Annotated in this window: 11 protein-coding genes; 7 read left to right on the top strand and 4 right to left on the bottom strand. The window is 61.9% G+C overall.

Annotation, left to right across the window (positions count from 1 at the left end; translation table 11 throughout):
- Window positions 1–70: 70 nt before the first annotated feature.
- Window positions 71–448, top strand: coding sequence for a hypothetical protein (locus Q7F16_RS06250; RefSeq protein ID WP_003198200.1), 378 nt, complete (start codon window positions 71–73; stop codon window positions 446–448).
- A gap of 147 nt (window positions 449–595) precedes the next feature.
- Here Q7F16_RS06250 and Q7F16_RS06245 read toward each other — a convergent pair whose 3' ends face one another.
- Window positions 596–805, bottom strand: coding sequence for a cold shock domain-containing protein (locus Q7F16_RS06245; RefSeq protein ID WP_003198198.1), 210 nt, complete (start codon window positions 803–805; stop codon window positions 596–598).
- 226 nt (window positions 806–1,031) lie between these two features.
- Between Q7F16_RS06245 and plsB the strand changes: the two genes are divergently transcribed.
- The 4 genes from plsB to Q7F16_RS06225 all read left to right on the top strand — a co-directional run bounded on the left by plsB (window position 1,032) and on the right by Q7F16_RS06225 (window position 5,303).
- The gene (gene plsB / locus Q7F16_RS06240; RefSeq protein ID WP_046065319.1) at window positions 1,032–3,530 is read left to right on the top strand and encodes a glycerol-3-phosphate 1-O-acyltransferase PlsB; all 2,499 of its coding nucleotides are present in this window, start codon (window positions 1,032–1,034) and stop codon (window positions 3,528–3,530) included.
- A 188-nt stretch (window positions 3,531–3,718) separates the two neighbouring features.
- Entirely contained in the window at window positions 3,719–4,093 is a 375-nt protein-coding gene (locus Q7F16_RS06235; RefSeq protein ID WP_046065320.1) for a hypothetical protein, read from the top strand.
- A 92-nt stretch (window positions 4,094–4,185) separates the two neighbouring features.
- Window positions 4,186–4,581 (top strand): YbaY family lipoprotein, encoded by a 396-nt coding sequence (locus Q7F16_RS06230; RefSeq protein WP_409555912.1) that lies wholly within the window; start codon window positions 4,186–4,188, stop codon window positions 4,579–4,581.
- Between the two features lie 32 nt (window positions 4,582–4,613).
- A complete protein-coding gene (locus Q7F16_RS06225) occupies window positions 4,614–5,303 on the top strand; it encodes a DUF4197 domain-containing protein (RefSeq protein WP_223472600.1) in 690 nt (229 codons plus the stop codon).
- A gap of 190 nt (window positions 5,304–5,493) precedes the next feature.
- On the opposite strand, the gene Q7F16_RS06220 is transcribed toward Q7F16_RS06225, so the two are convergent.
- Both Q7F16_RS06220 and Q7F16_RS06215 read right to left on the bottom strand, forming a co-directional pair.
- The gene (locus Q7F16_RS06220; protein ID WP_046065323.1) at window positions 5,494–8,559 is read right to left on the bottom strand and encodes an efflux RND transporter permease subunit; all 3,066 of its coding nucleotides are present in this window, start codon (window positions 8,557–8,559) and stop codon (window positions 5,494–5,496) included.
- Between the two features lie 6 nt (window positions 8,560–8,565).
- Window positions 8,566–9,666 carry an efflux RND transporter periplasmic adaptor subunit gene (locus Q7F16_RS06215; RefSeq protein WP_046065324.1) on the bottom strand — a complete coding sequence of 367 codons (1,101 nt, stop codon included), beginning with the start codon at window positions 9,664–9,666 and terminating at the stop codon, window positions 8,566–8,568.
- Window positions 9,667–9,760: 94 nt separating this feature from the next.
- Between Q7F16_RS06215 and Q7F16_RS06210 the strand changes: the two genes are divergently transcribed.
- Window positions 9,761–10,396: a TetR/AcrR family transcriptional regulator gene (locus tag Q7F16_RS06210; protein ID WP_079302061.1), complete on the top strand. Its 636-nt coding sequence runs from the start codon at window positions 9,761–9,763 to the stop codon at window positions 10,394–10,396.
- Window positions 10,397–10,590: 194 nt separating this feature from the next.
- Here Q7F16_RS06210 and Q7F16_RS06205 read toward each other — a convergent pair whose 3' ends face one another.
- Entirely contained in the window at window positions 10,591–11,373 is a 783-nt protein-coding gene (locus tag Q7F16_RS06205) for a class I SAM-dependent methyltransferase (RefSeq protein ID WP_409555913.1), read from the bottom strand.
- Window positions 11,374–11,464: 91 nt separating this feature from the next.
- Between Q7F16_RS06205 and Q7F16_RS06200 the strand changes: the two genes are divergently transcribed.
- A complete protein-coding gene (locus Q7F16_RS06200; RefSeq protein WP_095974829.1) occupies window positions 11,465–12,085 on the top strand; it encodes an energy transducer TonB in 621 nt (206 codons plus the stop codon).
- The last annotated feature ends 1 nt before the right edge of the window (window position 12,086 follow it).

The following is a 12,086-nucleotide window of genomic DNA, read 5'->3' as shown; positions in this document are numbered from 1 at the left end:
GGTCCCGGGCAACCGCTCGGGCCCCGTTAAATCCGCGAATGGATTTTTCAAGACCGCAGCGAGGACATCCATGCGCCAACCCGATATCGAGATTTACCTCAAAGACGCCGACGTCGACCACAAGGCCATCGCCGCCTGGCTCGGCCAGGCCCTGGGCCCGTGCAGCGACTGGGTGCAGAAAGGCCAGACCTACAAGTGCAAGGCCGGCAATATCCCGGTGACCTGGCTGCCCAAGGCCGTGGGCAAATGGAACAGCCTGTACCTGGAAAGTGACCAGACCCCGTGGGAAGACGACATCGCCTGCGCCCGCGCCGCCTTCGCCGCACTGAACGTCGAAGTACGCTGCGCGCCTGGGTCATGGGTCGAGGAAGAAGGCGAGGAATCGGCGGACCGCTGGATTCGCATCAGCGCCGATGGGGAAGAAGAAATTACCTGGAAGACGGCGTAACGCTGACTTCCAGCCCACCGAGGAGCCAATGTGGGAGCGAGCTTGCTCGCGATAGCGGTAGATCAGCCAGATTAGAAGTGACTGACACACCGCTATCGCGAGCAAGCTCGCTCCCACAATGGTTTTTGTGTAGGCAGTGAATGCGGGTTACAACCCCACCACATCCTCAGCCTGCAAGCCCTTCTGCCCTTCCACGACCGCGTACTCGACCTGCTGGCCTTCGGTCAGTGAACGGTGGCCTTCACCGCGGATGGCGCGGTAATGCACGAACACATCCGCCCCGCCTTCACGCTGGATGAAGCCGTAGCCCTTCGCGTCGTTGAACCACTTCACACTGCCGGTTTCCCGTGCTGCCATGATGCTCACTCCCACTTCTTATTTTTAAGTCGGCTTTTCGAGGGAAAGCCGTACGAACGTTAGCTGCCGTCCAGCCGTCCATAAGGGAGGCCATGGCAGTCACTGGCCGAGTATATGACAGACACAAAAACTCTCAACTGACTTTACTTCGGCGCTTTTTTGCCGATTTTCGGCGAATCCGGCACACTGGCGCCCGCCCCATTCCATTCACTCATGCAGAAGCCGTATGACCCGCTCCCCGTTCCGCCGTCTTGTGTTTGGCACCCTGCGCCGACTGTTGTATCTCTGGGTTCGCTCCGAGACGATCAACCAGTCGTCCTTCACCCTCAACCTCGACCGCAGTCGTCCGGTGTTCTACGTCCTGCAAGATCCTTCGCTCACTGACCTGGCGGTGCTCGACACCGAATGCACCAAGGCCGGCCTGCCCCGTCCGGTGCTGCCGGTCTCGGTGGGCAACCTGCTGGAGCCGGCGGCGTTTTTCTACCTGACGCCAGCGCCGGACTGGATCGGCCGCCAGGACAAGCGCGGTGCGCCGCCCACCCTGACGCGACTGGTCGACGCCCTGACCCACAATGCCGCCGAAGACGCCCAGATCATCCCGGTCAGCGTGTTCTGGGGGCAGTCGCCCGACAGCGAATCCAGCCCCTGGAAACTGTTGTTCGCCGACAGTTGGGCCGTCACCGGGCGCCTGCGCCGCCTGTTGAGCATCATGATTCTGGGGCGCAAGACCCGCGTGCAATTCTCCGCGCCGATCCACCTGCGCGAGCTGATCGAACACGACAAGGGCCACGAGCGCACTGTACGCATGGCCCAGCGGATCCTGCGGGTGCACTTCCGCAATCTGAAAGCAGCGGTCATCGGCCCCGACATTTCCCACCGGCGCAACCTGGTCAAGGGCCTGCTGAACCAGCCGCTGGTCAAGCAGGCGATTGCCGAGCAAGCCGAGCGGGAAAAGATCTCCGCCGAAAAAGCCAAGGCCCAGGCCCTGCGCTACGGCAACGAGATTGCCTCGGACTACACCTACACCGCGATCCGTTTCCTGGAAGTGGTGCTGAGCTGGTTCTGGAACAAGATCTACGACGGCATCAAGGTCAACCACATCGAAGGCGTGCAGAACGTCGCCCAAGGCCATGAAGTCATCTACGTGCCGTGCCACCGCAGCCACATCGACTACCTGCTGCTGTCGTACCTGTTGTTTCGCAACGGCCTGACGCCGCCGCACATCGCCGCCGGCATCAACCTCAACATGCCGGTGATCGGCAGCCTGCTGCGCCGTGGCGGGGCGTTCTTCATGCGTCGCACCTTCAAGGGCAACCCGCTCTACACCGCCGTGTTCAACGAATACCTGCACACGCTGTTCACCAAAGGCTTTCCGGTGGAGTACTTCGTCGAGGGCGGGCGTTCGCGCACCGGGCGCATGCTGCAACCCAAGACCGGCATGCTCGCCATCACCCTGCGCAGCTTCCTGCGCTCCTCGCGCATGCCCATCGTGTTCGTGCCGGTCTACATCGGTTATGAGCGGGTGCTGGAAGGCCGTACCTACCTGGGCGAACTGCGTGGGGCCAGCAAGAAAAAAGAATCGATCTTCGACATCTTCAAGGTCATCGGCGCCCTCAAGCAACGTTTCGGCCAGGTGGCGGTGAACTTCGGCGAACCGATCAAGCTGGCGGAATTCCTCGACAGCGAACAGCCGGATTGGCGCCAACAGGAACTGGGTCCGCAATTCAAACCGGCCTGGCTCAATGCGACCACCAATCGCCTTGGCGAGCGCGTGGCCCGGCACCTGAACGAAGCCGCAGCGATCAACCCGGTCAACCTCGTCGCCCTGGCGCTGCTGTCCACCAGCCGCCTGGCCCTGGACGACCGCGCCATGGCCCGGGTGCTCGACCTGTACCTGGCGTTGTTGCGCAAAGTCCCGTACTCGCCCCACACCACCCTGCCCGAAGGCGATGGCCGGGCGCTGATCGAACATGTAAAAGGCATGGACCTGCTGTCGGAACAGAGCGATGCCCTGGGCAAGATTCTGTACCTGGATGAGCAGAACGCGGTACTGATGACCTACTACCGCAACAACGTCCTGCACATCTTCGCCCTGCCGGCGTTGCTGGCGAGCTTCTTCCAGAGCAGCTCGCGCATGAGCCGCGAGCAGATCCTGCGCTACACCCACGCGCTGTACCCGTACCTGCAATCGGAGCTGTTCATTCGCTGGTCGCTGGAAGAATTGGACGGCGTGGTCGACCAGTGGCTCGAAGCATTCGTCGAACAGGGCCTGCTGCGTTTCGAAAATGACCTGTACCTGCGCCCGGCGCCGAGTTCGCGGCACTTCGTGCTGCTGACCCTGCTGTCAAAAAGCATCGCCCAGACCTTGCAGCGCTTCTACATGACCGTCTCGCTGCTGCTCAACAGCGGCCAGAACACCATCAGCGCCGAAGAACTGGAAGACCTCTGCACCGTCATGGCCCAGCGCCTGTCGATCCTGCATGGCCTGAATGCGCCGGAGTTCTTCGACAAGAGCCTGTTCCGCCACTTCATCCAGACCATGCTTGACCTCGACGTGCTGCGCCGCGACGAGGCCGGCAAACTCAGCTACCACGAGCTGCTGGGCGAACTGGCCGAAGGCGCGGCCAAGCGGGTGCTGCCAGCGGAAATTCGCCTGTCGATCCGCCAGGTGGCGCTGCATCGCAGTGAGGATGCGGCGGAGATCGCCGTCAGCCCCGACAGTTGAACGTTGCCGATCACTCACCGAGAAGCATGGAACGCTTGCGGTGAGTTGATGGGCCAGTCATCGGGCTTACTCCGACACTGCGCAGCGGCTAAGGCGACGTCAAACCAAGAAAAGACCTACAGAGAACTTTGGAGCAGGCCCCTAGGATGGGCTCACGTCAACGTCGACGTACTGAAAAGGAATTCAGCATGAACATCATCACGTTAACCCTGCAACTGCCTGAAGGTTTCCAACTCCCGGAAGCCGCTCGCACCGAAGTCAGTGTGCGAAATGCAGCCGGCGCGCAGATCAGCGCCAGCGGCGGCCAGGGCTCCAACATGGCGCCAAAGGAAGCAGTGGCCCAGCAGCCTTGGCAATATCGCTTTCTTGTCGACCCCAAGACGACGCCCGTAGGCGAAAAACTCTCGGTCAAGGCCCAAGCGTACCAAGGCGACACCGCGCTTTTTCTTGATACCGAACAGGCCTTCACCTGGGATGGCAGCAATCAACACGTTGACATCCCGCTGAGCCTGGCGCCAGCATCGCTGGCTGAAACTGTTCAAGCGCCTGCGTTCGGTTCCTGAGCCGCGACGTTACGAATGGATGCTTGGACGCAAATCCGCTAAATGCTCATTGACGCCCGGTGTGGCTGGCGTCAATGAGCCAGGTGCTTCCAATGAAAAAACTCGCTCTGCTTGCATCCATGGCGTTACTGGCCGCCTGCCAATCGACAACGCCCCCCTCCGCATCCCTCGATGGCGAAGTGTTCTACCTGCAACGCATCGCCCTGCCGCCCAACGCTACCTTGAGCGTGAGCCTGCAGGACGTTTCCCTGGCCGACGCCCCTGCGGTGGTGCTCGATGAGCAGAGCGGCCCGGTCAAAGGCCAGGTCCCGCTGCCGTTCCACCTCAGTTATGATCCGGCCCAGGTCAAGCCCGGCCATCGTTATGCCGTGAGCGCCCGCATCGAAGTGGACGGCCAGTTGATGTTCATCACCACCGAACAACACGCCGTGCAACTCGATGGCAAGGATCCGCAGCCGTTGAAGATCCGCGTCAACGCCGCACGCTGATTCCTTTTTCCAACTTTTTCAAGGACGCCATCATGCTTCGCTCAACCCTTCGTTTCACCGGCCTGTGCGCAGGCCTGCTGATCTGCGCCAATGCCATGGCCCTGTCCCTGGGCGACCTGTCGCAAAAGGACGCCACGGGCGGCCTCAAGGACGCCTTGACCCAAGGCGCGCAGGTGGCGGTCAAGCAACTGGGCACCCCCGGCGGCTTCAGCAACAACCCGGATGTGAAGATCGAACTGCCAGGCAAGCTGGGCAAAGTCGCCAGCAAGATGAAAGCCTTCGGCATGGGTGATCAGGTCGATCAACTGGAAACCAGCATGAACCAGGCCGCCGAGGCTGCCGTGGTCCAGGCCCAGCCAATTCTGGTCAATGCCGTGAAGAACATGAGCGTGGACGATGCCAAGGGCATTCTCAGCGGCGGCCAGGACTCCGCCACGCAATACTTGAACAAGAGCAGCCGCGAGCAGATCCGCGCCAAGTTCCTGCCCATCGTCAAGCAAGCCACCGACAAGGTCGGCCTGGCGCAGAAATACAATGCTTTCGCCGGCCAGGCCGCGACCTTCGGCGTGCTGGACGCCAAGAGCGCCAACATCGAAAACTACGTGACCGAGCAGGCGCTGGACGGGTTGTTCGAGATGATCGGCAAGCAGGAAGCCACCATTCGCCAGAACCCGGCGGCTGCGGCGACCAGTTTGGCGAAGAAGGTTTTCGGTACTCTCTAAGCCTCAATCCAAAACAACTGTGGGAGCGAGCTTGCTCGCGATGAATACACTGTCTATCTGACAAACCACAATCCTGTGGCGAGGGAGCTTGCTCCCGCTGGGCTGCGCAGCGGCCCCCAAGCTTTTGCGGTTGCTGCGCAACCGAGCGGGAGCAAGCTCCCTCGCCACAGGTTAGGTGTACACCTGTTGATCAGGTTTTCTTGACCCTGAACCACGCCGCATACAACGCCGGCAGGAACAACAGCGTCAACGCCGTCGCCACGATCAAGCCGCCCATGATCGCCACGGCCATCGGGCCGAAGAACAGGCTGCGTGACAGCGGGATCATCGCCAGCACCGCCGCCAGTGCGGTGAGCACAATCGGACGGAAGCGGCGTACCGTCGCTTCGATGATCGCCTGCCACGGCGCCAACCCCGCCTTGATGTCCTGTTCGATCTGGTCCACCAGGATCACCGAGTTGCGCATGATCATCCCCGACAGCGCGATCGTGCCGAGCATGGCGACGAAACCGAACGGCTGGCGGAACACCAGCAGGAACAGCGTCACACCGATCAACCCCAGCGGCGCGGTGAGAAACACCATGGCGGTGCGTGAGAAGCTGCGCAGTTGCAGCATCAGCAAGGTCAACACCACTACGATGAACAGCGGCACACCGGCATTCACCGATTTCTGGCCGCGGGCCGAATCCTCGACCGTACCGCCCACCTCCAACAAGTAACCGGACGGCAGTTCTGCACGAATCGGCTCCAGGGTCGGAAATATCTGCTGCACCAGGGTCGCCGGTTGTTCCTTGCCGTAGATATCGGCCCGTACGGTCACGCTCGGCAGGCGGTTGCGGTGCCAGATCACGCCCTCTTCAAAACCGTATTCCAGGGTCGCGATCTGCGACAGGGCCACGCTCTTGCCGTTGTCGGTCGGCACCGCCAGGCTCGGCAGCAACGACAACTCGGTGCGCTCATGCACCGTGCCGCGCAGCAGGATTTCGATCAATTCGTTGTCTTCCCGATACTGGCTGACGCTGGAGCCGGTGAGGGAACTGCGCAGGAAACTCGCCAGGTTGGCGGTGCTGACGCCCAACGCCCGGGCACGGTCCTGGTCGATATTCAGGTACACCACCTTGCTCGGTTCTTCCCAGTCCAGGTGCACATTGGCCACGTAAGGGTTTTCTCGCACTTTCGTCGCCACTTTGCGCGCCAGGGCCCGGACCACTTCGATGTGCTCACCCGTGACGCGGAACTGCACCGGGTAACCGACCGGCGGGCCGTTTTCCAGGCGCGTGACCCGCGAGCGCAGGGTCGGGAATTGCTCGTTCAGGGTACTGATCAACCAACTGCGCAGGGGTTCGCGGTCTTCGATGGTCTTGGCCAGCACCACGAACTGGGCGAAGCTGGACGCCGGCAATTGTTGATCCAGCGGCAAGTAGAAACGCGGCGAACCGGTGCCCACGTACGCCACGTAGTTATCGATGCCGGCATGGTCCTTGAGCAGCGCTTCAAGGCGCTTGACCTGCTCGGCGGTGTTGCTCAGGGAGGCGCCTTCCTGCAGTTTCAGGTCGACCATCAGCTCCAGCCGCCCCGATGCCGGGAAGAACTGCTGCGGCACGAAACGGAACAACACCACCGAGCCGACAAACAACAGCACGGTCAAGGTGATGACGGTTTTGCGGCGACGCACACACCACTCCACCATCCGCCGGACACGCTGATAAAACGGCGTGCCGTAAGGGTCGGTCTGGCCGTCGGCCGTACCATGTTTGGCCGCATGAATTTTCGCCAGGTCCGGCAGGAGCTTTTCCCCCAGATACGGCACGAACACCACCGCAGCCACCCAGGACGCCAGCAACGCCAGGGTTACCACCTGGAAGATCGAACGTGTGTATTCGCCGGTGCCCGATTGCGCGGTGGCGATTGGCAGGAAGCCGGCCGCGGTGATCAACGTACCGGTGAGCATCGGGAACGCCGTGCTGGTCCACGCAAAGCTGGCGGCCTTGATCCGGTCGAAACCCTGCTCCATCTTGATCGCCATCATCTCCACGGCGATGATCGCATCGTCCACCAGCAGCCCCAGCGCCAATACCAGCGCGCCAAGGGAAATCTTGTGCAGGCCGATCCCCAGGTAATACATCGCGGCGAAGGTCATCGCCAACACCAGCGGGATCGCCAGGGCCACCACCATCCCGGTGCGCAGCCCCAGGGAGAAGAAGCTCACCAGCAACACAATCGTCAGCGCTTCCACCAGCACCTGGACGAACTCACCGACCCCGGTCTTCACCGCTGCCGGCTGGTCCGACACCTTGCGCAATTGCATGCCGGCCGGGAGCGTGTCCTGGATCCGGGCAAAATCGACCTCGAGGGCCTTGCCCAGCACCAGGATGTCACCGCCGTCCTTCATCGCCACCGCCAGGCCGATGGCGTCTTCGCCCATGAAACGCATGCGTGGCGCCGGTGGATCGTTGAAGCCACGGCGCACATCGGCCACATCACTGATACGGAACGTACGATCGGCGACCCGGATCGGGAAGTTGCGGATCTCTTCCACGGTCTGGAAATTCCCGGAAACCCGGAGCTGCAATCGCTCGCTGCCGGTTTCGAAGAAGCCGGCGGTCGATACCGCGTTCTGCTCTTCAAGGGCCTGCTGGACCGCCGCCAAGGGCAGGCCGAGGGTCGCCAGCTTCACGTTCGACAGCTCGATCCAGATCTTCTCGTCCTGCAAACCGAGCAGTTCGACCTTGCCCACGTCCTTGACCCGCTGCAGCTGGATCTGGATGCGATCGGCGTAGTCCTTGAGCACGGCGTAGTCGAAACCATCGCCGGTCAGCGCGTAGATATTGCCGAAGGTGGTCCCGAATTCATCGTTGAAAAATGGCCCTTGGATACCCGGCGGCAAAGTGTGGCGGATGTCGCTGATCTTCTTGCGGATCTGGTACCACAGCTCGGGAATCTGCGCCGAATGCAGGGAGTCGCGTGCCATGAAGGTCACCTGGGACTCGCCCGGCCGGGAGAACGAGACGATCCGTTCGTAATCGCCGGTTTCCATGAGCTTCTTTTCGATGCGCTCAGTAACCTGCCGCGAGACTTCCTCGGCCGTGGCGCCCGGCCAGTTGGTGCGGATGACCATGGCCTTGAAGGTGAACGGCGGGTCTTCACTCTGGCCAAGCTTGGTGTAGGAAAGCGCGCCAACGATGGCCAGCAACAGCATCAGGAACAGTACGATCTGGCGGTTACGCAGCGCCCATTCGGAAAGATTGAAACCCATCGGGGATTACTCCTTGGCCGTCAGGTTGACCACGCGGTTGGAGCGATCCACCGGCCGCACCTGCTGGCCGTCGAGAAGCACATGCACACCGGCCGCCACCACCCAGTCATCGGGGTCGAGGCCTTCCAGCACCGGCACGGTCTTTTCGCCGAAGGCGCCGACCCGCACCGGGACTTTCTTCAGGGTGTTGTTGGCGTTGACCACCCAGACATAGGTCGCGCCATTTTCCGCCGTCAGGGCCGACAACGGCACCGACAGCGGCACCTTGTCGGCGGTCTGGATAAACACCCGTGCGCTCTGACCCAGCTCGGCTGGAACACTGCCGGCGGTGAAGGCCACGCGGGCGGCGAAGGTGCGAGACTTGGGGTCGGCGGCAGGCGACAGCTCGCGAATGCGTCCGCTGAACCGCTGGTCGGGTTGGCTCCACAGTTCGACCGAAACCGGCTGGCCGATCTTGAACCGGCCAAAACCCTGCTCCGGCAGGCTGATCAGCACTTCACGCTCGCCGTCGGTGGCCAGGGTAAAGACGGTTTGCCCGGCCGACACCACCTGCCCGACTTCCACAGAACGCCGGGCGACGACGCCATCCTGGGGCGCACGCAATATCGAATAACTGGCCTGGTTGTTGGCGACATCGAACTCGGCCTTGATCTGCTTGAGCCGCGCGGTGCCGGAGCGGTAAAGGTTTTCGGCGTTGTCGTACTGGGAGCGGCTGACCATCTGCCGTTCCATCAAGGTCTTGTAGCGGTCACGCTCGGCGCGGACCAGGTTCAGGTTGGCCTCGGCGGCTGCAACCTGGGCACGGGTTGCTTCCAATTGCAGGCGCACATCTTCGGGATCAAGTTCAGCCAGCGGTTGATTGGCCTTGACCCGCTGGCCCTCTTCGACCAGCCGTCGGCTCACCTTGCCGCCAATGCGAAAGGCCAGGTCGGGCTCGAACCGGGCTCGTACTTCGCCGGGATAACTGTCCATCGCCTGGGCCGAAGGCTCCGGATTGACCACCATGACCGGGCGCACGGCGACCGGGACCGGCTCGTCATGACCGCACGCAGACAATAAAAAAGCCAGGGCGACTGGCACGGCGAGGGGCAGGGCATAGCGGAACATGGCGAGTGACCTTTCGCTAATGGTGCTTGGAATAATTATACTGACGAGTATGTTATTAATAGCAAACTCACCAGTCCAGTATTAAAGCGAAGAAATGTCGAACAATCCTCCAGTCCCCTCCGGCCCCGGCCGTCCCAAGGACTTGGCCAAGCGCCAGGCCATTCTCGACGCGGCGAAACGTCTGTTCCTGAGCATGGGGTATGCCAATACCAGCATGGACGCCGTCGCCACCGAGGCGGGGGTTTCGAAGCTGACGGTCTACAGCCATTTCAACGACAAGGAGACGCTGTTTTCCGCTGCCGTGATGGCCAAATGTGAAGAGCAGGTACCGTCGCTGTTTTACGAATGGCCTGACGGCGTTCCGATCGAAAACGTGCTGCTGAACATTGCCCGTGGGTTCAACCAACTGATCAACAGCGATGAATCGTTGAACCTGCATCGGCTGATCATGGCCTTGGGCAGCCAGGATCCGAAGCTGTCGACGATTTTCTACGAAGCAGGCCCACAGCGGATGCTCTCAGGCATGGAGCGGCTGCTGAGCAAGGTCAACCAGAGCGGCGCCCTGAGCATCGATAAACCACGCAATGCCGCCGAGCATTTTTTCTGCCTGATCAAGGGCGCGGCGAATTTCCGCTTGTTGTCTGGCTGCGGCCCGGCGCCGGAACCGGAAGCCGCCGAGGCTCATGTGCAGGAAGTGGTGGGGTTGTTTGTGCGGGCTTATCGGCCTTAGGCCTGCCACAGTTTTTTCTGACTGAGGTGGGCCTGTGGGAGCATAGCTTTCCCTGACAGAGGTGGACCTGTGGGAGCAAAGCTTGCTCGCGATGGCGGCGCTGCGATCTCTCAGAACACCGCGTCATCGTTCATCGCGAGCAAGCTTTGCTCCCACAGATCATTTTTCTCCGACAGAACACCTTTTCCCACAGATCAGGCCTTGAGCGCTTTCTTGGGGTAGATGTCGTAGCGACTGGATTTGCCATCGAGCCCATGGCTCGGCTTCGGCCCTTCGATGCAGGGGGCCTTGCGCGGGCGCTTGACCACCACCCGGTGGGTCGCCAGGGCCAGGGCCGCAGCGAGCAATGCCGGGGCGTCCGGGTCATCGCCCACCAGAGGGCGGAACAGGCGCATTTCCTTCTTCACCAGGGCGGTTTTCTCCCGATGGGGAAACATCGGGTCCAGGTAGATCACCTGGGGCGGTTCGCCTTCCCAGTCGCGCATCACTTCGATGGAATTGCCCTTGAGCAAACGCATGCGCGCCACGATCGGCGCCACCTCGAAGTCCTCTGCCCCACGGGCCAGGCCATCCTCCAGCAAGGCGCCAATCAGCGGCTGGCGCTCGATCAGGCTCATGTCGCAGCCCAGGCTGGCCAGCACAAACGCATCCTTGCCCAACCCGGCCGTGGCGTCCAGCACCCGCGGGCGCACACCCTGGGCAATACCGACCGCCTTGGCGATCATCTGGCCGCTGCCACCGCCGTACAAGCGCCGATGGGCCGCACCACCCTCGACGAAGTCCACACGCACCGGCCCTGGCGCGTCCGGGCCCAGTTGCTGCAACTGCAACCCCTGCTCGCCGACCTGCAAGGCAAACTCGCCATCGTCCACTTGCAAAGGCAGACCAAGCCGCTCGGCCCAGTGCTCGGCCTGCGATTGGAAGGCCGGGGCCAGGGCCTCGACATGGATGCGGCAGGCCGCGGGTTGCTCACTCATGGAAACATGCTCAAAAAATTAAGGATCGGCAAAAACGGCCGATAACAACGGTGAACGGCATTTTGCCAGAGCTGAGCGTCGACCGAGAAAAATGTCAGACATTCAATCCACATCGATAGGCGTTATCTCCCCTTACGGTGATTACAGCCTGCGTAACACCCAAGCGCTGAGCGGCGTCAGTCACCTGTGGCAGGATTTTTTTGCCCGGGCCCTGGCCGATCAACTGGGTGACAACGCACCGGCACCTGGCAGCTACCAGCCAGTGGCCCTCGATGAAGCGGTTGAACCGACCCTCGGCGCCGAGTTGCTGGAGCACATCGTCAGCCAGCGCACCTGCGAAGTGACCGAAACGCCGGTCAAGCCGCCTGAGCCGCTGTTCCTGCCCATCGCCGAATTCGAACTCGACCTGCTGGACAAGCCCTTCCCGCCCTTCCCAGCGGAAGAAATCGCCGCCCAGCAAAAGCAGCAGACCTTCGAGAGCAACTGGGTTCGCCCACTCGTCCTCACCGCCGGCCAACCGCTGCCGGAGCCCAGCCCGGCACCGCAACCGCGCCCACTGCACCTGCCGATCGCCGAGTTCGAACTCGACCTGCTGGACAAGCCGTTCCCGCCCTTCCCGGAAGAGGAATTGGTGGCGCAGCAGAAACAACTGGATTTCGACATCCGCTGGGCACGTCCGATCGTGCTACAGAACCTGCGTATCGCCGCTTAAA

It is taken from the genome of Pseudomonas sp. Lb2C2 (assembly GCF_052112205.1).
Classification (GTDB): domain Bacteria; phylum Pseudomonadota; class Gammaproteobacteria; order Pseudomonadales; family Pseudomonadaceae; genus Aquipseudomonas; species Aquipseudomonas kilonensis.
Note: the sequence above shows the minus strand (reverse complement) of the source record. Positions and strands in the feature narration are given on the sequence as shown.

Excerpts from the sequence above, each read along its gene's own strand:
- plsB (WP_046065319.1), top strand. The coding sequence starts at position 1,032 with ATGACCCGCTCCCCGTTCCGCCGTCTTGTGTTTGGCACCCTGCGCCGA.
- Q7F16_RS06230 (WP_409555912.1), top strand. The coding sequence starts at position 4,186 with ATGAAAAAACTCGCTCTGCTTGCATCCATGGCGTTACTGGCCGCCTGC.
- Q7F16_RS06225 (WP_223472600.1), top strand. The coding sequence starts at position 4,614 with ATGCTTCGCTCAACCCTTCGTTTCACCGGCCTGTGCGCAGGCCTGCTG.
- Q7F16_RS06220 (WP_046065323.1), bottom strand. The coding sequence starts at position 8,559 with ATGGGTTTCAATCTTTCCGAATGGGCGCTGCGTAACCGCCAGATCGTA.
- Q7F16_RS06205 (WP_409555913.1), bottom strand. The coding sequence starts at position 11,373 with ATGAGTGAGCAACCCGCGGCCTGCCGCATCCATGTCGAGGCCCTGGCC.
- Q7F16_RS06235 (WP_046065320.1), top strand. The coding sequence starts at position 3,719 with ATGAACATCATCACGTTAACCCTGCAACTGCCTGAAGGTTTCCAACTC.
- Q7F16_RS06215 (WP_046065324.1), bottom strand. The coding sequence starts at position 9,666 with ATGTTCCGCTATGCCCTGCCCCTCGCCGTGCCAGTCGCCCTGGCTTTT.
- Q7F16_RS06200 (WP_095974829.1), top strand. The coding sequence starts at position 11,465 with ATGTCAGACATTCAATCCACATCGATAGGCGTTATCTCCCCTTACGGT.
- Q7F16_RS06245 (WP_003198198.1), bottom strand. The coding sequence starts at position 805 with ATGGCAGCACGGGAAACCGGCAGTGTGAAGTGGTTCAACGACGCGAAG.
- Q7F16_RS06250 (WP_003198200.1), top strand. The coding sequence starts at position 71 with ATGCGCCAACCCGATATCGAGATTTACCTCAAAGACGCCGACGTCGAC.
- Q7F16_RS06210 (WP_079302061.1), top strand. The coding sequence starts at position 9,761 with ATGTCGAACAATCCTCCAGTCCCCTCCGGCCCCGGCCGTCCCAAGGAC.